We start from the raw sequence: 21,311 nt of genomic DNA on the forward strand, positions 1-21,311 counted from the left end.
AATCATGCGACTCCCTCCCCTTAAGGCGGCAAAATTTATCCGCCGTTATAAACGTTTTATGGCAGATGTGGAATTAGCCGACGGCAATATTCTGACCATTCACTGCGCCAACACCGGTGCGATGACTGGCTGCGCGGAAAAAGGCGATACGGTTTGGTATTCCGACTCGAAAAGTACTACAAGAAAATACCCATGCTCTTGGGAACTCACCGAACTGTCAAACGGTAATCTGGTTTGCATTAATACGCACCGTTCGAATCAATTAGTGCAGGAAGCCTTACAAAACAAAGTAATTAAAGAACTTGCCGGGTATTCGGAAATTTACCCCGAGGTTAAATACGGCGAAGAAAACAGCCGCATTGATTTTCTGCTCAAAGGCGAAGGTTTGCCCGATTGTTACGTGGAAGTAAAATCCATTACCTTGGTAAAAAACAATATCGGCATGTTTCCCGATGCCGTCACTACCCGCGGACAAAAACACGTTCGCGAATTGCTAGCCATGAAAAAACGGGGTTATCGCGCTGTTGTGTTATTTGCCGGCTTGCACAACGGCTTTGACTGTTTTAAAACCGCCGAATATATTGATCCCGATTATGACAAGCTTTTGCGCCAGGCAATGAAAGAAGGCGTTGAAGTTTACGCTTATGCGGGCAAATTCGATAAAATTCAAGAAATTCCGACCGCACTTTCTTTAACGGAAGTCGTACCGCTTTGCTTTAATTGATAATTATTTGCATTTATTTATTGACAATAAATATGAGAATGATTATCATAATTACTATTCAAACAATAATAGATAATCACTCCAACATTTCCGGCGTTTCCTTCCCCACAAAGGAAACGCTTTTTTTTCGCCGTCATTCACCGCAAGTTTCTTGCGCAATCGTAAATAATCAAGCAAAAAACAAGGTTCCAGACTTTTCATTTTGACAATAATCTCTATAATGCTAGGTCTAATTATTAAATAGGGCGCCCGGCGGTGGCTTTATCGCTTGAAACCTCGCCAATTAAAATAAAAAATGCCCGTAAAACTGAGTATCAAACCTAAAACAGGAATAAACAATGAGTGATATCAATGTTGTTCTCGCGGAACTAAAGCGCGGTGTTGATGAAGTTCTTTCTGAAGCAGATTTAATTGAGAAACTGAAAGAAAACCGTCCATTGAAAATAAAATTAGGCGCTGACCCTACCGCTCCCGATATCCACTTAGGTCATACAGTGGTGTTAAATAAGTTACGCCAATTCCAAAACTTCGGCCATGAAGTCATTTTCTTAATCGGTGACTTTACCGGCATGGTAGGCGATCCTTCAGGTAAAAACAAAACCCGTCCGCCGTTAAGCCGTGAAGATGTATTACGCAATGCCGAAACCTATAAACAACAAATCTATAAAATCTTGGATCCGCAAAAAACCCGTATCGTATTCAACTCGGATTGGTTAGGTAAATTAGGTACTGAAGGAATGATCCGCTTAGCTTCTAATTATACCGTTGCGCGTATGTTGGAACGTGATGATTTCAAAAAACGCTTTACCGAAAAACAGCCAATTGCCATCCATGAATTTATTTATCCGTTATTGCAAGGCCACGACTCTGTTGCTTTAGAAGCGGATGTTGAATTAGGCGGTACGGATCAAAAATTTAACTTGTTAGTCGGTCGCGAATTACAAAAATCGGCAGGTCAAAAACCGCAAGTTGCAATGACATTACCTCTTTTAGTCGGCTTAGACGGTGAGAAAAAAATGTCTAAATCCTTGGGAAACTACATTGGCGTAACGGATGCGCCGAACGATATGTTCGGTAAAATTATGTCAATTTCCGATGATTTAATGTGGGATTGGTACGATCTTCTTTCATTCCGTCCGTTGACAGAAATCGCTCAATTTAAAGAAGAAGTGAAAAACGGTCGCAATCCTCGCGACGTAAAAATCCTGCTAGCAAAAGAAATTATCGCCCGCTTCCACAGCGAAGCCGATGCGGATGCCGCGGAACAGGAATTTATTAACCGCTTCCAAAAAGGTGCGATGCCTGATGAAATGCCGGAATTTACTTTTGAAGGTGAAATAGGTTTAGCTAATTTATTAAAAGAAGCGGGGTTGGTTGCCTCCACTTCCGAAGCAAACCGCATGGTTCAGCAAGGCGGTGTGAAAATTGACGGCGAAAAAGTCGAAGACGCCAAAACAACGATTAGCGCCTCAACCCATGTTTACCAAGTGGGTAAACGTAAATTCGCGCGCGTAACCGTTCGATAATCAACATTAACCGGGGCGTAATATACGCCCTTTTTTATGGCTCCCTATTTGAGGAAATGCATATGACAAACAAAATTTGGGTATTAGGCGATGCCGTGGTGGATTTAATTCCTGACGGAGACAACCATTATTTACGTTGCGCAGGCGGCGCACCGGCTAATGTGGCGGTCGGCGTTGCCCGTTTAGGTGTGCCTAGCGCATTTATCGGCCGTGTAGGTAAAGATCCGTTAGGGGAATTTATGCGCGATACGCTGAATCAGGAAAATGTAAACACCGATTATATGTTGTTAGATCCTAAACAACGTACTTCGACGGTGGTGGTGGGATTAACCGACGGCGAACGTAGTTTTACCTTTATGGTGAATCCAAGTGCGGATCAATTTTTACAAATTTCCGATCTGCCGCAATTTCAAGCCGGAGACTGGTTGCACTGCTGCTCTATCGCCTTAATCAATGAACCGACCCGCAGCGCTACTTTCACGGCAATGAAAAATATCCGTGCGGCCGGCGGTAAAGTATCTTTCGATCCGAATTTACGCGAAAGCTTATGGAAATCCCAGGATGAAATGATCGATGTGGTGATGGAAGCGGTAAGCCTTGCCGACGTATTGAAATTTTCAGAAGAAGAATTAACGCTGTTAACCCATACCGACAGCCTGGAAAAATCTTTTGAAAAAATCACCGCACTTTATCCCGATAAATTGATTATTGTCACTTTAGGGAAAGATGGCGCGCTCTATCATCTGCACGGTAAAAAAGAGGTGGTTGCAGGGAAAGCGCTGAAACCGGTAGATACCACCGGTGCCGGCGACGCTTTTGTCAGCGGGTTATTAGCCGGATTATCACAAACGGAAAACTGGCAGCAACCTGAACAACTCGTTACTATTATTCGCCAGGCCAACGCCAGCGGTGCGCTTGCCACAACGGCAAAAGGCGCTATGTCGGCATTACCGAATCGGCAACAATTAGCGGAATTTTTAGCAAACTAAAATTCGCAAAATTTATTCCAAACTCATTCTCCGATTATTAATTGCATCAACTTAAAAAGTAAAAATGCAGTGCGTTAAGCGGCCTATGTGAGTGTTCCGCTAAATCTGCACGAATTAAAGAACGTTTATATGCCCCTAATCGGCAGGTTATATCCATTGATTAGTACAGTACAAAAAAGTCCGGCGCTTATCACCGGACTTTTTTATGCCTAAAAATAGAATTTGGTATAAATATATTGTTTTTTATATTTACCGGCTATCTTTTAAGCTAGGAAATACAGCGCCTGATAAGGTTTCAACCAAATACCGGAGTCTTCTTGGGGTATATCCGCATAATTGTTGATTAACACCTGACCTTGCGGTTTTATTTCGATAAATTGCGGCTGATTGCTCAAATTAGCCGCAACCGTTAACCGCTCAGCGGCAGTCGAACGTTGATACAGCCATACGGACTCATGGTTTGGTAACAGATCGTGATAATCGCCGTCGGTTAATACCGCTAATTGTTTACGTAACGCAATCAATTTTTGATAGGTATAAAATACCGAATCTTTATCCGCCAACGCCTGTTCGACGTTGATTTGCGGATAATTTTTAGCCACGTCAATCCACGGCGTAGCACTGGTAAAACCGGCATTCGGCGAAGCGTCCCATTGTACCGGCGTACGCGAATTATCGCGTGATTTTTGCGCTAAAATTTGCAAAATTTCAACCGCACTTTTTCCCTGATTTTGCAGAATTTGATAGGCATTCAGGCTTTCTACATCGCGATACTCTTCAATGGAAGAGAAATTCGGGTTAGTCATACCGATTTCTTCGCCTTGATAGATATACGGCGTACCCTGCATTCCGTGTAATAACATCGCCAGCATTTTGGCGGATACGGTGCGCAATTCGCCTTCATCGCCGAAACGGGAAACAATACGCGGCTGGTCGTGGTTGCACCAAAACAGCGCATTCCACGCTTTACCATGCATACCCTTTTGCCAGTAGTTGAAAATCGATTTAAGTGCTACATAATCCGGTTTGGCATAAGTCCATTTTTCACCGTTCGGATAATCTACTTTGAGATGATGGAAATTGAAGGTCATCGATAACTCGGAGCCGTCCAGGTTAGCGTAGCGCTGACAATGTTCCAGTTTAGTCGAAGACATTTCGCCCACTGTCATCAAGCCGAAAGGTTTTAACGCATTTTGATTCAATTCTTGCAGATATTGGTGGATTTTCGGCCCGTCGGTATAAAAGCGGCGACCGTCACCCTCAAAATCGTCCTCATATTTTTCCGGCTTGGAAATCAGGTTGACTACATCCAGACGCAAGCCATCCACGCCCTTTTCCGCCCAGAAACGACAAATATCGTACAGCTCGGCGCGTAATTTAGGATTTTCCCAGTTAAGATCCGCCTGCTCCGGCGCAAATAAATGCAGGTAATATTTTTGCGCTTTATCCGACCATTTCCACGCATTACCGCCGAATTTGGATTGCCAATTAGTCGGCTGCTCGCGCCAAATATAATAGTCGTGGTACTCGCTGTTCGGATCTTCGCCCTGCTTAAACCATTGGTGAAAAGTTGAGCTATGATTGAACACCATATCCATCACAATACGGATATCACGCTTATGCGCCTCGGCAATCAGTTGCTCAAAATCCGCCATCGTACCGTAACTCGGGTCGATATTACGGTAATCGGCGATGTCATAACCGTTATCAATTTGCGGCGAAACATACATCGGAGTAATCCAGATACCGTCAATACCCAGAGTTTGCAGATAATTCAAGCGCTTAATAATTCCCTGAATATCACCGGTACCGGAACCTGTCGTGTCCTGAAAACTTTTCGGGTAAATCTGATAAATTACCCCGTTTTTCCACCAGTTATCGTTCATTTTGCTTTCCTTTAAATATTTTTTGATATCTCACTGTACACTTTTTGCCAAATCTCCCCTAACCCCTCTTTGCTAAAGAGGGGAATTTGATCTCTAAATGTTTTAATTCAGTAAAAATAATCAAATTCGGTAATCTATCAATCCGCTTTCTATCCCTCTTTGCTAAAGAGAGAAATTTGATCTCTAGATGTTTTAATTTACTGAAAATAATCAAATTTAGATGAGCCGGCAATCTATAAATCCGCTTTCTATCAGTTCCCTTCTTTAGCAAAGAGGGGTTAGGGGAGATTTGGCAGACTAAAAACTTAAAGTGAGAGCTTAACAATTTATTCCAGTGTTCCCGCCGCTTCTTTGCGTTTATATATTGCCATCGTTAATAAAATCGGCACAATAATCGCAACTAACATCGCAATGGCGAAAGTTCCCCAGAATTGGTGCTGAATCGAAAGAATGCCCGGTAAACCGCCGACCCCGATACTGCTTGCCAACACGCCGGCAAATCCGCACACCAATGCCGCACAGGCGGAACCTGTCATCGCGCAAAGCATTGGGAAACGGTATTTTAAGTTGATACCGTACATTGCCGGCTCGGTAACCCCCAGATAAGCGGAAAGCGCCGCAGGTACCGCTACTTCTCGTACGCTGGCTTTTTTCGCCATAATTAATACCGCAACTACCGCAGACGCCTGAGCGATATTTGATAAGGCGATTAACGGCCATACGGGCGTACCGCCGATGCTTTGGATCATCTGCATATCGATGGCAAGTGAAGTCTGATGTACACCGGTAACCACCAACGGCGCATATAAGAAGCCGAATAAAGCGGCGCCGATTGGAGCGAATTCGCCGGTCATCGCCGCTTTCACCACAAAGGCTACGCCGTTACCGATTTCACGTCCGATAGGACCGATAATGGAATGCGCCAGAAACACCGCTAAAATCAGCGACGTGACGGGTACAATGATTAGATTTAAGAAATCCGGCACGATTTTATTTAAGAAACGCTCGATATAGGAAAGAGTTAAGCCCGCCATAATCGCCGGAATAACTTGTGCCTGATAACCGACTTTTTCAATCGAAAATAAACCGAAATCCCACACTTCCGGAATTTGCGAACCTAACGCATAGGAATTCATCAACTGTGAGGACACCAGAGTAACGCCAAGGGTAATACCAAGAATCGGCGAAGTACCCATTTTACGCGCAATCGACCAACAGATACCGACAGGCAGGAAGAAGAAAATCGCCTCGCCGATAAGCCACAGGAAGCTGTGCATACTCGCCCAGAACGCACTGATATCGACCAGAGTTTTAGTCCCCTCTTCAAACATCTTAATATCGCCGATTACGTTGCGGAAACCTAAAATCAAACCTCCGCTGATAAGTGCCGGCAATAACGGAATAAAAATATCCGCCATATGGGAAATTAAACTTTCATACCATTTTTGATTTTTGCGTGCCGCAGCTTTAACCTGCTCCTTATCCACGCTCGCCAAACCGGTCTTTTCCAGTAAAACCTGATAATAATCCCCCACTTCCTGGCCGATAACCACTTGATATTGTCCGCCGGTCGCAAAATTAGCTTTCACCATAGGCAACTCTTCGATAGTCTTTGCATCCACTTTACTTTCATCATTTAACACGAATCGCAGACGGGTAATACAATGAGTTACCGTCGCAATATTTTCCCGCCCGCCGACAGCAACAATTAATTTATCGACATTTTTAGGATCTACTTTATTGATTTTCGCCATAGGATATTCCTCTAACCATTGAAATCGGCCAAATTATAACCTGCAGAAATAAAGTGTAAATGGGAACGTTCCCAATTTTATTCAAAAATATGACAGTGATCACAAAATTTAAGGTTGATGTGTTGAAACCAGATAATGCTCCGTTGAAGATTTTCCCCGTAACTGTCGCATTAATAACTCCACTGCTTTCAGTCCGGCCTGACAATAGCCGAAATCCAGAGATAAAGCGTTTGGCATCATATACTGCAGCAGTTCGTTATATCCCACATATGCTATCGGGAAAACCCGTCCCGATTGTTGAGAAAATTTAAACGCGCCTAAAGCAAGCCGACCGGTAGCGCAAACCAGCGCATCCACCGGTCGGGTAAAAAGTTCCGCACAATGCAGGTATGCACTTTCCGCACTGAGTTCAACCGACACTGAATTCGGACGAATATTATGAGACCGACAAAATTGTAAATAGCTTTGAGTGCGCAGCTTACCTGTTGTTTCGTCACTGTCCTGAATACCCAAATAAGCGATTCTACGATGTCCTTGCCGGTAAAGTTCCGTCATCAAGCGAGTAATTGCCTGTTCATCGTCATAATAAACAGAACTGATATTCGGGTAAGTACGTGCAATCACAACCAGAGAACCCTGCCACTCCCGTACGATTTCAAGAGGTAAAGGAAAAAAACCAAAAAGAATGACGGCATTGACCTGACGTTCACGAAAAAGCTGAAAATGATGTCGCACCTGCTCAGCTTCAAAGCGGCTTTCAACTATCAAAGGCGTGATATGTTCAGCCTGCAATGCCTGTAAAATTGCACGTAAAGTCTGAGATTCACTGCCCGAATCAAGTTTTGAGACAATCACACCTACTACCGGTTCTTGTCCCGCCCGCATGGCTCGAGCGGAACGATTAGGCTGAAAACCGAGTCGATCAATCACTCGTTGAACTTTCTCGCGGGTTTCCGACCGCACTTTAGGATCTTTATTCAGTACGCGGGAAACCGTTGACTTTCCCACATTGCAGAGTTTGGCAATTTCATTAATGGTGTATTTCATAAAGGCCTGTCCTAAATATCGGTGTTGTAATTTGTGAACAAAAATTATACTTAAAATAGGTTTTTGCCGCTATATAAATAGCTCCTCAAATCCCATCGCCATCTTATACAAAAATCCGATATAACCGAGAATACGCCCTGATTTTAACCATAAAAAAGAAAAAATATCATATCCGCAAGAAGTCAATAAACATCACACTTTTGCAATTATTTCTCACCTGATACGGATAAAACCACCATTACGGAAAAAGTATTACCATACGGAAATGCAATCTAGGTTTCATATTTTCTCACTGTAAAGCAAACGTTCTCGTCCGTATTTATCAAAAAATCTTGACATATATCAATTAAATACAAAATCGGGCTTTTCAAGCCAGAACTTTTCCGCTACCATCCGCTTCGTCAAGTAATTGCTTGATATTCATAAAGTTCCTAAATAAAATAATCATAAATAGCTAAACTACTTTCCTACCACCCTTTATGGGTGGTTTTTTTTGTCTGTGTTCTGTTAAAACACTTTTATCCGAATAAAAACCATACTAAATACAAAATTTCCGTTTTTTAAACCGCACTTTTATAGTATTTGCTCAACTCCCCTTACCAATACATCAATTTTCGAGTAAAATGCACCGCTAAATTCAGTTAACCATTATGGGATTTTATATGTCATCACAATTCGTTTTTACGATGCATCGGGTGGGCAAAGTAGTTCCCCCGAAGCGACACATTCTTAAAGATATTTCTCTAAGCTTCTTCCCCGGAGCAAAAATCGGCGTATTAGGCTTAAATGGTGCGGGTAAATCCACCCTTTTGCGCATTATGGCCGGCGTAGATAAAGAATTTGAAGGCGAAGCCCGTCCGCAACCGGGGATCAAAATCGGTTATTTACCGCAAGAACCTAAATTAGATCCGCAGCAAACCGTGCGCGAAGCCATTGAGGAAGCGGTTTCTGAAGTCAAAGGCGCATTAACGCGTTTAGACGAAGTCTATGCGCTTTATGCGGATCCTGACGCCGATTTCGATAAACTCGCTGCGGAACAGGCCGAATTAGAAGCAGTTATTCAAGCCCATGACGGTCACAATTTAGATAATCAGTTGGAACGTGCGGCGGACGCCTTACGCTTACCGGAATGGGAGGCAAAAATCGAAAATTTATCCGGTGGCGAACGCCGTCGTGTGGCCTTATGCCGTTTATTACTGGAAAAACCGGATATGTTGCTGTTAGACGAGCCGACCAACCACTTGGATGCGGAATCCGTAGCCTGGTTAGAACGCTTCTTGCATGATTATGAAGGTACCGTTGTAGCCATTACCCACGACCGTTACTTCTTAGACAATGTTGCAGGCTGGATTTTAGAACTTGACCGCGGCGAAGGCATTCCTTGGGAAGGTAACTATTCTTCCTGGTTGGAACAAAAAGAAAAACGCTTAGCGCAGGAACAAGCGCAGGAATCCGCCCGCCAAAAATCCATCGAAAAAGAATTGGAATGGGTACGTCAAAACCCGAAAGGCCGTCAAGCGAAAAGCAAAGCCCGTATGGCCCGCTTTGAAGAATTGAATTCCGGCGAATACCAAAAACGTAATGAGACCAACGAACTCTTTATTCCGCCAGGCCCTCGTTTAGGTGATAAGGTGCTGGAAGTCGAACATTTGACTAAATCCTATGGCGAACGCACATTAATTGACGATTTGTCTTTCTCAATCCCTAAGGGTGCCATTGTCGGAATTATCGGTCCCAACGGTGCCGGTAAATCTACTTTGTTCCGTATGCTTTCCGGTAAGGAACAACCGGATTCGGGATCTATCACCTTGGGTGAAACGGTGGTGCTGGCCTCGGTAGATCAATTCCGCGACGCAATGGATGACAAAAAAACCGTATGGGAAGAAGTGTCGAACGGTCAGGATATTTTGACGATCGGTAACTTTGAAATCCCAAGCCGTGCTTATGTGGGCCGTTTTAACTTCAAAGGGGTTGATCAGCAAAAACGTGTGGGTGAATTATCCGGTGGTGAACGAGGCCGCCTGCATCTTGCGAAACTGCTACAACGTGGGGGTAACGTTTTATTATTAGATGAACCGACCAATGATCTTGATGTGGAAACTCTACGCGCATTAGAAAACGCGATCTTGGAATTCCCCGGTTGTGTCATGGTTATCTCGCATGACCGTTGGTTCTTAGACCGTATCGCAACTCATATTTTAGACTATGGTGACGAAGGCAAAGTCACCTTCTATGAAGGTAACTTCTCAGACTACGAAGAGTGGAAAAAGAAAACCTTTGGTGCGGAATCTACTCAACCGCATCGTATGAAATACAAACGTATTGCGAAATAGTTAATATTTCAACCAGCATAAAAAATGGCTAAACTCGTTAAGTTTAGCCATTCCTTTTTTAAAAGCATCTAATCCAATATCCGAATAATCACCGGATCTGAATTATCGACCCGTCTACGTAATTCGCCGACTTCAATCAACTCAATACCCGCTTGGGCGGCAAGTTCCAGCAATTGTGTTTCACCCTCAGCTTTAACCGCAACCAATAAACCGCCGGAAGTTTGCGGATCGCATAAAACCGCTTTTTGAAACTCGGTAATTGCACCAATCTTGATTCCGTAACTCTCATAATTTCGCGTTACTCCGCCGGCTAAACAGCCTTGCTCGATATAATAAGGTACACCGTCCAGCATTTTAATTTTATTAAAATGTACATCGGCAACCAAATTCGATCCTTCGCAAATTTCAGCCAAATGACCTAACAACCCGAATCCGGTTACATCGGTCATCGCGGTGACGGATTCCAATTGCGAGAACTGACTGCCAATTAAATTCATTTGGCACATCACTTCCGTTGCCAACCCTTTATGTTCGGGTTTCAATTTACCTCGTTTTTCAGCGGTCGTTAAAATACCGATACCCAATGGCTTGGTTAAATAGAGTTTGCTCCCTGCTTCAGCGGAAGCATTACGTTTTACTTTTTCAGTAGGCACAATTCCCGTTACGGCTAAACCGAAAATAGGTTCCGGCGCATCAATAGAGTGCCCGCCCGCTAAAGCAATTCCCGCTTCACGACAAGCAAAACGTCCGCCATCCACAATCTTTTGCGCCACCTCTGCCGGCAATACATTAATCGGAAATCCAAGGATTGCGATCGCCATTATCGGTTTTCCGCCCATAGCGAAAATATCACTAATGGCATTGGTCGCGGCGATACGTCCGAAATCGAACGGATCGTCAACAATCGGCATGAAAAAGTCCGTGGTACTGATAATACAAGTACCGTTACCAATGTCATAAACCGCCGCATCATCATTAGTGTCGTTCCCCACTAATAAATGAGGATCAACAAATTGTTCCAGCTGACTGTGTAAAATAGTCCCTAACACCTTAGGAGAAATCTTACAGCCTCAACCTGCGCCATGGCTATACTGAGTCAGCCGAATTTGTTCCGCCTCGCTTAAAGCCGGTCGAACTTCATTCGCATCATTTTGCATGCTAAGCTCCTTGTGTTAAGAAATAGGATTTGCATATTATACCCTGATTTATAACAAAACTTGGGATAATTATTATATTTTCCAACCTTATCGGCAAAAAGTCCCTTAAGCGGTTTTAACCTGCTACCGAATCCAGTAGAATAACGCTTAATAAGGATTTTTAACGACGGAATTATGACAAAACACAAACGCCCAACCTTACAGGATATCGCAAATCATCTAGGCGTTACCAAAATGACGATCAGTCGTTATTTACGTAACCCTGCCTCCGTTGCGGAGGAAACCGGTAAGCGCATTGCCAAAGCCATTGAAGAATTCGGTTATATTCCCAACCGGGCGCCGGATATTCTGTCCAATGCCAAAAGCCGTGCTATCGGTGTGCTTGTGCCCTCTTTAACTAACCAGGTTTTTGCCGATGTTATTAAAGGGATTGAAGAAATCACCGATGAGGCGGGTTATCAAACCATGCTGGCTCACTACGGTTATAGCGAAAAGAAAGAAGAACAGCGCATTGAAAGTTTGCTCTCTTATAATGTTGACGGCATTATCCTATCGGAAAACAGCCATTCCGAGCGTACAAAAAAAATGCTGCAGGTTGCTAATATTCCCGTAATTGAAATTATGGATACCAGCGAAATCGGTATTCAGCAGGTGATCGGTTTCGACAATATTGCTGCGGCACAGGCGATGGTTGAGACTATGATTAAGCGCGGATACAAAAAAATCGTCTATTTTTCCGCACGGCTGGATAAACGCACTCAATTAAAAATGCAGGGCTATCAACAAGCAATGAAAAAATATCAGCTGTCGCCACGAATCATTGCTACAAAAGAACATTCCTCGTTTACCCACGGAGCGGAATTATTACATCAGGCATTGAAACAATACCCTGATATCGACGGTATTTTCTGTACCAATGACGACCTGGCTATCGGCGCATTATTTGAATGTCAACGTTTGGGTATTAAGGTTCCCAAGCAAATCGCCATTGCCGGTTTTCACGGGCATGATGTAGGGCAATCCATCACGCCGCAGCTGGCTACGGTTATTACGCCGAGATTACAAATCGGGCGAATCGCCGCTCAAGAACTTTTGGCTCGGCTACAAAATATTCCGGCACAGAGTTCGATTATTAATCTGGGTTATCAAATCCATCTGGGTGAAAGCATATAGTAAAAAGTGCGGTTGAAATTTTTGAATTTTCGACCGCACTTTTCTTCCTATTACTAGGTATTCTTTTTGACTTTAATCATGAATTTATAACGATTTAATAAAAAATTTCAAAAAGTACTTTGTATTTCTCATTAAATATCCTACTATTTTAGTCAAGTTATTCAAATTCTATTTTCCCCACTACAAATTCAGAGGTAATTATGTCTTTTGCAAATCAAAAACTAAGTGACATCGCATTAACCGTTCCCGGCGCAATTCAATTGTTTCGAGAATATGATTTAGATTATTGCTGCGGAGGTGCAGTAGAATTAGCCGTTGCCGTACAGGAAAAAAATTTAGATATTAATGAAATCAACGATCGCTTAACCGAATTACAAAATAATCCGGTAAACGCAGAAGAACAGGATTGGACAAGCGCCTCGTTTGATGAGCTGATTGACTATATTGTGCCTCGTTTTCATGACGGTCACCGTAGTCAGTTGCCCGAACTAATTACCCTGGCGGAAAAAGTTGAGCAGGTACACGGCGATCGTCCGGACTGCCCGACCGGGGTTGCCGCCGAATTACGCAATATGCTGACGGATCTTACTCAGCATATGATGAAAGAAGAGCAGATTTTATTCCCGATGATTAAGGCGGGCAATTACATGATGGCAAGAATGCCGATTCAGGTAATGGAAATGGAACATGCGGAAATGGGCGATCAGCTGGAAGTATTAAAATCCTTGACCGACAATCTGACGCCGCCCGCCGACGCCTGTACCAGCTGGCTGTCATTATATAGCGGTATTGAACACTTTATTGATGAATTAATGTTGCATACTCATACGGAAAATAATATTCTTTTTCCTCGCGTGCGTAATGCCGCTTAATCTGACAAAAAAGTGCGGTAAATTTTACCGCACTTTTGCTTTTATCCGTTTAATTCAGTTTAATTATTGAGCGAAAACCAATACATTTGCCTGATTGATCCTTAATGTTCTCAACGCTGAATTCATAATGGTGCAATTCGGCAATGCGATGCACAATAGACAAACCTAAACCGCTTCCCTTTTCATTCTGCCCGGCGGGGCGATAAAAACGTTGCCCTAATTTATTAATATCCTCATCGCTTACCCCATACCCGTTATCTTCAATAACCACGGTATCTTCATTTAAATTCACCTGAATAACGGAACCTTCCGGGCAATATTTTATACAATTATCAATAAGATTACGCAACATAAGCGAAACTAATAACGGCTGTCCTTTTTTAACCTGAGGCAACGCCTTTCGGTCAAATTTAATCTCAATATTTCGTTGCTGAGCATGGCTGTATTGTTCGCTAATTACTGCCGGAATCAGTTGTTCCCAATAAATGGGTTCCAATTCGTTTAGTTGCGATAAATTATCCAGACGGGACAAAATAAGCAGCTGTTCGATTAACTGACTCGCCCGATCAATGCCTTTCGTTAAATTATCTAACGCTTGTGTCTGTAATTCAGGCTCATCGGTAAGCATTTGCGCCACTTCGGTTTGTATTCGCAGAGCGGCTAGAGGGCTACGCAGCTCATGGGCGGCATCAGAGGTAAAACGGCGCTCGCGCCGGAAAGTTTCCGCCGTACGGGCAAAATAGCCATTCAGGCTTTGCAATAAGGGCAACACTTCCGTCGGCATATCCGCCGTATCAATTAAGTGATTATCTTCCGGCGATCGTTCTCTTACCTCCACAGAAACACGATTTAATAAGCGTAATTCATGATGAATAACAAAAATAATAAGCCCAATCAGCAACGGCAGACTTGCGATCCAAATCCACATCTGACCCAATACGAAATTATTGATTAAGTTATTGCGGTAATCCATTTCCTGTCCGACCGCAATGATCAGATTTTTATCTTTTGAAGGCAGCCAGAATATACGCCAAGACTCATTTCCTTCCGATAACTTCGTTTCCGTAAAGCCCCGATCCGGCGCAAATTGAAATTTTGCCCCGTTGGCATCATCGCTTACCAGCATCTCGCCGGAACGGGTAAAAATGGCAAATGCCAAAGCATCATCGTCATAACTCATCGGTGCTCTCAAAGGTGCCAAATGTCTGGCAAACCGCCCTCTCATATTACGCTCGCGCTGCTGTTCATGCAAAATCTGTTGCAATGAGGAAGAAGATAAGCGCTTTGCCAATAAAATCTGCTGAATATCAAACATATTATTGACTTCCTGACGGACATAATGCCAATTTAACGCGCTTGTTACGCCCCAAATAACCAACGCAATAAAGGAAAGGATCACAATTAACCGAAGTCGAATGCTGTTCATCTTCAATAAATTCATTCTTCGTTTTTACCTAAGGCATAACCGACACCATGTACCGTGCGAATAAACTGTTTACCTAATTTTTGACGTAAATTATGAATATGCACTTCAAGGGCGTTGCTGCTTACTTCATCGTCCCAGTTATATAATTTCTCCTCAATAAACGAACGGGACAACACCCGCTCTTTGTTCATCATAAATAATTCGAGCAAATTATATTCTCTGGTGGTTAACGGAATGTCTTTGCCTTGCAGGCTGACTTTGCGACTGTTCGGATCAAATTTGACTAAGCTGTGTTCAACGATAGGATTCGCCTGACCGTAGCGACGACGAATCAGCGCCTGTAAGCGGGCAATGACTTCCGCTAAGGCAAAAGGTTTGCATAAATAATCATCCGCACCGCGTTGCAAACCGGTAACCCGATCATTCAAGGTATCGCGGGCGGTTAATATTAACACCGGCGTGTCAATTTTTTCATTACGCCATTGTTGCAGAATATCCATACCGTCCATACCGGGCAAGGTTAGATCTAATACAACAGCATCATAAGGTGCGGATTTTATCGCCTGTAAACCGGTTTTTCCGTCTGTGAACCAATCCACTGAAAAGCCTGATTTGGTTAATCCCACTTTGATGCCGTTACCGATTAATGCATCATCTTCAATTAACAATATTCTCATCATCATGCTACTCACAATAAATGTAGGGATACACTGCTGCTATCAAATCACAAGAATACAGCAATTTGAGTAAAGACAGACGGACGCAGCAGTGTATTCCTACATCTACTTCCGGCTATTCTAATTCATTTCATTTCTATAAAAAAGGCGACATCGCTGTCGCCATTAGTTTAATCGCACAATTGCTGCGTTTTTTACTGATTATTGCCGGTTTTATTCCCTTGAGACGGCGCTGCCGCATCTGGTCTAATCTGTTCGATATGAACGGCAAGCACTTCCGTTTTACCCCAGGATTTTTCAACATTCGCTACTAAACGAACGCGATCATCCGCAGAAAAAATATCGCCGTGCCATGCCCGACGGGAAATTTCTATTTCCAATTCTCCGCTACCGTCTTTAAATACATAATCTTTTCGACCGACGCGCTTAATGATATTACCTTCCAGCACAATCATTTGATCGTCTTCCCATTTACCGGCATCCGCCACGCGGGTAACCGACTGGTTTGCAACAAAACCGCCTCGTTGCCCCATTTGCATTCCCATGTAGGGCGCATTGCCCGGCATATTTTTAAACCCTCTGCGCATATTCGCTCTTCCGTCCGGATAACCTCGGTTACACATAGCGCCGTTACACATAGGATTATATTCTCTTACCATGCCGCAAGGCATCACTTCATACGCCGGCGCATTGGCTGCTGGCGCATTAGTTTGCGCGTTGTCCGCCGCATTGGCAAAAAACGCCATACCCATGGTTGATAATGCTAAAATAGTTGCTAAACTTACTTTTTTCATACTATGTTCTCCTTACCTCATTGATAATAACCGCTCTTTATTTGAGCTCAGTAAAACATAGAATTATTAAAAAATAATTAAGGACAAAGGAAAAACTATGCGATACGACAAAATGTCCCCTTTTATTGTAATGGATATTGTAAGAGAGGCGGCAAAATACCCCAACGCCATTCATTTTGAAATAGGTCAACCGGATCTGGCGCCGTCGGAAAAAGTGAAAAAAGCATTGCAAAGTGCGGTAGAAAATAACAAATTTTCTTATACCGAAAGCTTAGGATTATTGGCGCTGCGGAAAAAAATCTGCCAATATTATGACCGCACTTATCATGTTAAAATTACGCCGAATCGCGTACTGCTTACTCCCGGCACAAGCGGTGCATTTTTAATCGCCTATGCGCTAACTTTAGCGCAGGATGATAAATTAGGTTTGACCGACCCGTCTTATCCCTGCTACAAAAATTTTGCCTATATGATGGATATTCAGCCTGAATTTATGCCCGTGGATAAACATAATTGCTATCAGCTTGAGGTTGGGCAATTAAAAGGACGTAACATCAAAGCATTGCAGATTTCCTCGCCGGCGAATCCCACCGGAAATATTTATACCGCCGAAAGTTTGAAAAGCTTAAACGATTACTGCATGGAAAATCATATTGATTTTATTTCCGATGAGCTTTATCACGGCTTGGTTTATGATCAAAATGCCGCCACCGCCTTACAATTCAATCCAAGAGCCTATGTAATTAACGGTTTCTCAAAATATTATTGTATGCCGGGTATGCGTTTGGGCTGGATTATTGTACCGGAAGATAAGGTTCGCGAAGCGGAAATTATCGCGCAAAATATTTTTATCTCGGCGCCGACATTGAGCCAATATGCCGCACTTGAAGCCTTTGAGGAAGAATTTCTAACGGCGACCAAACAAGTATTTCAACAACGGCGCGATTTTTTATACGATGCGTTAAAAGACTTATTCACCATTGAATTTAAACCTCAAGGCGCATTTTATTTATGGGCTGACGTTTCAAAATATACCGATGACAGCTACCAATTCGCTAAAAAAATGTTGCATGAAATCCAGGTCGCCGCAACGCCGGGCATTGATTTCGGCGAGAACGGCACCAAACATTATTTGCGCTTCGCCTACACCAGAGACATCGAACATTTACGCGAAGGTGTAGAACGCATGAAACAATGGTTGAAAAATAAATAGTCTTTCTTCAACACTGATAAAAAATCAAAAAAATTAACCGCACTTTTGATCGAATATCATCAAAAGTGCGGTTAAAAATTTTAAAATTTCTGTAAAAGCTTAAACGGCAACCGTCGGAATTAAGTTTTCATTCCAGAAATCCACCACCGGATTAACCACCGGTTTGATGATGCCGACGCGAAGTACGAAATCACCGAAACCTTCGCCTTGATCGCGTTCCGTTGCCCAGCGTGCGATTAAGCCGTCCAGTTCCGAAAGAATTTCATCAAGTGTGATGTTTTCTTTATACAGTCTTGGAATACGGGTTCCCGCAATATTGCCGCCGAGATGAAGGTTATAGCGCCCTACCGCTTTGCCCACCAGGCCGATTTCCGCTAACATTGCGCGTCCGCAGCCGTTCGGGCAACCGGTAATACGGGTGACGATATAGTCTTGTTCCACATGGTGTTTCGCCATAATTTTATCCAGTTCGTCGATAAATTCCGGCAATACCCGTTCCGATTCCGCCATTGCCAGCGGGCAGGTTGGGAAGGATACGCAGGACATGGCGTTTTCACGCAATTTGCTAATCTTTCTGATTAAACCGTATTGGCGGGCGATATCTTCGATTTGCCGTTTATCTTCTTCGGCAACATTGGCGATAATAATATTTTGGTTGGCCGTAATACGGAAATCGCCCTTATGCACTTTCGCCAGTTCCAGCATACCGGTCATTAACGGTAAATCCGGTTTATCCACTAACCGACCGCTTTCAATAAAGCAGGTTAAATGCCATTTTTTATCAATACCTTTTACCCAGCCGATACGGTCGCCGCGCTCGGTAAATTCAAACGGTCGGATGGCTTCGAATCGGCGTCCCATACGGCGTTCCACTTCTTCGCGGAAACCTTCTAAGGTCATATTCTGAATAGTATAACGCAAGCGGGCGTTTTTACGATCCGCACGGTTACCGAAATCGCGCTGCGTGGTTACAATGGATTCGGCGGCTTTCAGGGTATCTTCAACCGGCACATAACCTAATTCAAGAGCAATATTCGGATAGGTTTTCGTATTGCCGTGTTCAAAGGAAAGCCCGCCGCCCACAAGCACGTTAAAGCCCGCCAGTTTGCCGGTTTTTTCGTCTTTAATGCCCACGAAATTCATATCGTTGCTATATAAATCCACGTCGTTTAACGGCGGCAATACCACGGCGGTTTTATATTTACGCGGTAAATAACGGTTACCTAAAATAGGCTCGTCTTCCTGGCCTAAAAAGCTGTCGGAACTTTGCACTTTTTTGCCTGAAATCCACACATCCAGATAGCCGTTAGTGCGCGGCAATAAATGCTCGGAAATTTTCTTCGCCCATTCGTAGGCTTCCTGATGCAATTCCGATTCAACCGGGTTTGAAGAACATAGCACATTACGGTTCATATCCGAGGCGGTGGCGATGGAATCCAGCCCCAGTTTATGCAGCAAGCGGTGCATATCCTGCAATTTGGTTTTCGGCACGCCGTGATATTGGAACGTCTGTCGGTTGGTTAAACGAATCGATTGATAATAATTGTTATCCCGTGCAAATTTATCAATTTCAATCCATTGCTCGGGCTTGATAATCCCGCCCGGCAAACGGCAACGTAACAGCATAAATTTCCGCGGCTCCAGTTTTTCCTCCTGGCGTTCGGCACGAATGTCGCGGTCGTCCTGTTCATACATTCCGTGGAAACGGATTAATTGGAAATTATCGCCCTTAAAACCGCCGGTTAAACCGTCTTCCAAATCATCTAAAATAGTGCCGCGCAAGTGGTTGCTTTCCTCTTTTAAACGTTCGTTATCAGACAGCGGGTTATCCTGCCACTCCAGGCCTTTTTGTTTTTTATCGCTCATTGGTATTCACTCCTAATACACATCACGTTGATAGCGTTTATCTTCGCGCAAGTCATTTAAATATTCTTCCGCATCCTCCGGCGTTAATTTGCCTTCCCGTGCGATCACTTCCAGCAAAGCGTTTTCCACGTCTTTTGCCATTTTAGAGGCGTCGCCGCATACATAAACATGTGCGCCCTCCTGCAGCCATTGCCAAAGTGCGGTGGATTTTTCACGAATTTTATCCTGCACATAAATTTTCTCCGCCTGATCCCGCGACCACGCAAAATCGTATTTATGCAGATAGCCGTCCTTGGCGAATTGTTGCCATTCCGCCTGATATAGGAAATCCGTCGCAAAATGCTGATTACCGAAAATCAGCCAGTTTTTGCCCTCGGCCTCCTCTGCCTGGCGTTGTTGCAGGAATGCACGGAACGGCGCAATACCAGTTCCCGAACCAATCATAATGATCGGTTTCGATTTATCCTGCGGCAGGCGGAAATTATCATTCGGTTCCACAAAGATTTTCACTTCGCCGTCTTCTTCCACGCGATCCGCTAAAAAGCCGGATGCAACGCCTGTTCTCGCCCGCCCTTCATGTTCGAAACGTACCACGCCGACACTTAAATGCACTTCTTCGCCCACTTCTTCCGGCGAAGAGGAAATGGAATATAAGCGCGGCGTTAACGGACGTAATAAATCGGCAAATTGCTGCGCACTGATTTTGGCCGGGAAGTCGTGCAATACGTCAACAATCGGTGTGTCGTTTACATAATCCGCCAGTTTTTTATCGCTACTCACTAATGCGGTTAACTTTTTGTTATTTGCTAATTGAGCATAGCCTTTCACAAAAGCCGGGGTGTTTTGCGTTAATTCCAGACGGCTTAAAAGTGCGCCATGAATATCCAAGCTTTTGCCGTTTAATTGAACGGATTCGTCAGGTTGGATTTTCAATAACCCCAGTACTTCGTTAATTAAATCGGGATCATTTTCCGCCCATACCCCCAGTGCATCACCCGCTTTGTATTGCAAACCGGAACCGGATAAATCAAATTCGAAATGGCGCACATCTTTTGCCGAATCGCGGGCGGTAATTTTCTGATTGGTGATAAGTTTCGCCGTATATGGATTTTCTTTGCTGTAATTAACCGCACTTTGAGCCGAGCTTGCGCTTACAACAGATGCGACAACGGAAGCCGAAACGGCGGATTTGGCTTTAACCGCCTCAACCACATCCTGGATCCATTTATCGGCAGTCGGTTTGAAATCAAGATCCGCATCGGCACGTGCCAGTAAGCGTTTAGCACCGAGTTCTTCAAAACGTTTGTCGAAATCTTTTCCCGCCTGGCAGAAATTAGGATATGAAGTATCGCCTAAACCTAATACCGCAAATTCAAGGTTGGCTAAATTCGGCGCTTTTTTACCATGCAACAATTTATAAAGCGGCACGCCTTCTTCCGGCGCTTCGCCTTCGCCCTGTGTTGAGGTAACCAATAGGACAAACTGTTCATCGCCAATGGTTTTGGCTTTATACTCTTTCAGCGCTTTGCGGGTTACATTGACGCCTTCCGCTTTTAAACGTTCCGCCAACTGATTCGCCACCCCATTGGCATTGCCGGTTTGCGATGCGGACAGCACTGTCACATTTAAAGGTTTATCTTCGGTTACAAGGGTTGAAGCCGCATTTTCATTTGTCACATTTGTACCTGCATCCTCACCCTGTGCCTTAGCCCAGGCATAACCGGAAAGCCACGCCAGTTGGATTGGATTTAACTTTGCCAGCAACTGTTCCGTTTCCGGCGGTAAAGGGTTTGTTGTGTTTGACATTTTATTTTTCCCACAAATTATTAAAAATCACTCCCCTCCCTTAGCAAAGAGAGGAAATACTTCCCGGC

Annotated in this window: 16 protein-coding genes; 7 read left to right on the forward strand and 9 right to left on the reverse strand. The window is 43.8% G+C overall.

Annotated elements, in window-relative coordinates:
• Positions 1 to 4 precede the first annotated feature (4 nt).
• The 3 genes from sfsA to A4G13_RS03840 all read left to right on the forward strand — a co-directional run bounded on the left by sfsA (position 5) and on the right by A4G13_RS03840 (position 3,239).
• The gene (sfsA, locus tag A4G13_RS03830; protein ID WP_090653816.1) at positions 5 to 724 is read left to right on the forward strand and encodes a DNA/RNA nuclease SfsA; all 720 of its coding nucleotides are present in this window, start codon (positions 5 to 7) and stop codon (positions 722 to 724) included.
• 338 nt (positions 725 to 1,062) lie between these two features.
• A complete protein-coding gene (gene tyrS / locus A4G13_RS03835) occupies positions 1,063 to 2,250 on the forward strand; it encodes a tyrosine--tRNA ligase (protein ID WP_090653818.1) in 1,188 nt (395 codons plus the stop codon).
• A 62-nt stretch (positions 2,251 to 2,312) separates the two neighbouring features.
• Positions 2,313 to 3,239 carry an aminoimidazole riboside kinase gene (locus A4G13_RS03840; RefSeq protein ID WP_090653820.1) on the forward strand — a complete coding sequence of 309 codons (927 nt, stop codon included), beginning with the start codon at positions 2,313 to 2,315 and terminating at the stop codon, positions 3,237 to 3,239.
• 263 nt (positions 3,240 to 3,502) lie between these two features.
• On the opposite strand, the gene treC is transcribed toward A4G13_RS03840, so the two are convergent.
• From treC to A4G13_RS03855, 3 genes are all read right to left on the reverse strand, one after another.
• Entirely contained in the window at positions 3,503 to 5,125 is a 1,623-nt protein-coding gene (gene treC / locus A4G13_RS03845; RefSeq protein WP_090653822.1) for an alpha,alpha-phosphotrehalase, read from the reverse strand.
• Positions 5,126 to 5,451: 326 nt separating this feature from the next.
• Positions 5,452 to 6,879, reverse strand: a complete 1,428-nt coding sequence (gene treB, locus A4G13_RS03850; protein ID WP_090653824.1) for a PTS trehalose transporter subunit IIBC — start codon at positions 6,877 to 6,879, stop codon at positions 5,452 to 5,454.
• A gap of 108 nt (positions 6,880 to 6,987) precedes the next feature.
• Positions 6,988 to 7,926: a LacI family DNA-binding transcriptional regulator gene (locus tag A4G13_RS03855; RefSeq protein ID WP_011200412.1), complete on the reverse strand. Its 939-nt coding sequence runs from the start codon at positions 7,924 to 7,926 to the stop codon at positions 6,988 to 6,990.
• 662 nt (positions 7,927 to 8,588) lie between these two features.
• On the opposite strand from A4G13_RS03855, the gene ettA reads away from it, so the two are divergent.
• On the forward strand, positions 8,589 to 10,259 hold the full coding sequence (gene ettA / locus A4G13_RS03860; RefSeq protein ID WP_090653826.1) for an energy-dependent translational throttle protein EttA: 1,671 nt from the start codon (positions 8,589 to 8,591) through the stop codon (positions 10,257 to 10,259).
• A 68-nt stretch (positions 10,260 to 10,327) separates the two neighbouring features.
• Here the strand turns inward: ettA and selD are convergent, their stop codons facing one another.
• Positions 10,328 to 11,416, reverse strand: coding sequence for a selenide, water dikinase SelD (gene selD, locus A4G13_RS03865; RefSeq protein ID WP_090653827.1), 1,089 nt, complete (start codon positions 11,414 to 11,416; stop codon positions 10,328 to 10,330).
• A 174-nt stretch (positions 11,417 to 11,590) separates the two neighbouring features.
• Here selD and gntR point away from each other — a divergent pair, with 174 nt between their 5' ends.
• Complete coding sequence (gntR, locus tag A4G13_RS03870; protein WP_090653829.1) at positions 11,591 to 12,589, forward strand: gluconate operon transcriptional repressor GntR; 999 nt, start codon at positions 11,591 to 11,593, stop codon at positions 12,587 to 12,589.
• A 200-nt stretch (positions 12,590 to 12,789) separates the two neighbouring features.
• Positions 12,790 to 13,461: an iron-sulfur cluster repair protein YtfE gene (ytfE, locus tag A4G13_RS03875; RefSeq protein ID WP_090653831.1), complete on the forward strand. Its 672-nt coding sequence runs from the start codon at positions 12,790 to 12,792 to the stop codon at positions 13,459 to 13,461.
• 49 nt (positions 13,462 to 13,510) lie between these two features.
• On the opposite strand, the gene qseC is transcribed toward ytfE, so the two are convergent.
• The 3 genes from qseC to A4G13_RS03890 form a co-directional block, all read right to left on the reverse strand.
• Positions 13,511 to 14,902 (reverse strand): quorum sensing histidine kinase QseC, encoded by a 1,392-nt coding sequence (gene qseC, locus A4G13_RS03880; protein WP_090653833.1) that lies wholly within the window; start codon positions 14,900 to 14,902, stop codon positions 13,511 to 13,513.
• The gene (locus A4G13_RS03885) at positions 14,899 to 15,564 is read right to left on the reverse strand and encodes a response regulator (RefSeq protein ID WP_041639767.1); all 666 of its coding nucleotides are present in this window, start codon (positions 15,562 to 15,564) and stop codon (positions 14,899 to 14,901) included. Before A4G13_RS03885 ends, qseC begins: the two co-directional genes overlap by 4 nt.
• 194 nt (positions 15,565 to 15,758) lie before the next feature.
• Positions 15,759 to 16,358 carry a YgiW/YdeI family stress tolerance OB fold protein gene (locus A4G13_RS03890; protein WP_090653835.1) on the reverse strand — a complete coding sequence of 200 codons (600 nt, stop codon included), beginning with the start codon at positions 16,356 to 16,358 and terminating at the stop codon, positions 15,759 to 15,761.
• Between the two features lie 97 nt (positions 16,359 to 16,455).
• Here A4G13_RS03890 and A4G13_RS03895 point away from each other — a divergent pair, with 97 nt between their 5' ends.
• A complete protein-coding gene (locus A4G13_RS03895) occupies positions 16,456 to 17,571 on the forward strand; it encodes a pyridoxal phosphate-dependent aminotransferase (RefSeq protein WP_090653837.1) in 1,116 nt (371 codons plus the stop codon).
• Positions 17,572 to 17,670: 99 nt separating this feature from the next.
• Here A4G13_RS03895 and cysI read toward each other — a convergent pair whose 3' ends face one another.
• Positions 17,671 to 19,437, reverse strand: coding sequence for an assimilatory sulfite reductase (NADPH) hemoprotein subunit (cysI, locus tag A4G13_RS03900; RefSeq protein ID WP_090653839.1), 1,767 nt, complete (start codon positions 19,435 to 19,437; stop codon positions 17,671 to 17,673).
• 12 nt (positions 19,438 to 19,449) lie between these two features.
• Positions 19,450 to 21,243: an assimilatory sulfite reductase (NADPH) flavoprotein subunit gene (locus A4G13_RS03905; protein ID WP_090653841.1), complete on the reverse strand. Its 1,794-nt coding sequence runs from the start codon at positions 21,241 to 21,243 to the stop codon at positions 19,450 to 19,452.
• Positions 21,244 to 21,311: the final 68 nt, after the last annotated feature.

It is taken from the genome of Basfia succiniciproducens (assembly GCF_011455875.1).
In the GTDB taxonomy this organism is placed as follows: Bacteria; Pseudomonadota; Gammaproteobacteria; order Enterobacterales; family Pasteurellaceae; genus Basfia; species Basfia succiniciproducens.

Coding starts and splice junctions, on each gene's coding strand:
- A4G13_RS03905 (WP_090653841.1), bottom strand. CDS start 21,243: ATGTCAAACACAACAAACCCTTTACCGCCGGAAACGGAACAGTTGCTG.
- sfsA (WP_090653816.1), top strand. CDS start 5: ATGCGACTCCCTCCCCTTAAGGCGGCAAAATTTATCCGCCGTTATAAA.
- ytfE (WP_090653831.1), top strand. CDS start 12,790: ATGTCTTTTGCAAATCAAAAACTAAGTGACATCGCATTAACCGTTCCC.
- A4G13_RS03885 (WP_041639767.1), bottom strand. CDS start 15,564: ATGAGAATATTGTTAATTGAAGATGATGCATTAATCGGTAACGGCATC.
- ettA (WP_090653826.1), top strand. CDS start 8,589: ATGTCATCACAATTCGTTTTTACGATGCATCGGGTGGGCAAAGTAGTT.
- gntR (WP_090653829.1), top strand. CDS start 11,591: ATGACAAAACACAAACGCCCAACCTTACAGGATATCGCAAATCATCTA.
- A4G13_RS03855 (WP_011200412.1), bottom strand. CDS start 7,926: ATGAAATACACCATTAATGAAATTGCCAAACTCTGCAATGTGGGAAAG.
- qseC (WP_090653833.1), bottom strand. CDS start 14,902: ATGAATTTATTGAAGATGAACAGCATTCGACTTCGGTTAATTGTGATC.
- treC (WP_090653822.1), bottom strand. CDS start 5,125: ATGAACGATAACTGGTGGAAAAACGGGGTAATTTATCAGATTTACCCG.
- A4G13_RS03895 (WP_090653837.1), top strand. CDS start 16,456: ATGCGATACGACAAAATGTCCCCTTTTATTGTAATGGATATTGTAAGA.
- treB (WP_090653824.1), bottom strand. CDS start 6,879: ATGGCGAAAATCAATAAAGTAGATCCTAAAAATGTCGATAAATTAATT.
- A4G13_RS03890 (WP_090653835.1), bottom strand. CDS start 16,358: ATGAAAAAAGTAAGTTTAGCAACTATTTTAGCATTATCAACCATGGGT.
- cysI (WP_090653839.1), bottom strand. CDS start 19,437: ATGAGCGATAAAAAACAAAAAGGCCTGGAGTGGCAGGATAACCCGCTG.
- A4G13_RS03840 (WP_090653820.1), top strand. CDS start 2,313: ATGACAAACAAAATTTGGGTATTAGGCGATGCCGTGGTGGATTTAATT.
- tyrS (WP_090653818.1), top strand. CDS start 1,063: ATGAGTGATATCAATGTTGTTCTCGCGGAACTAAAGCGCGGTGTTGAT.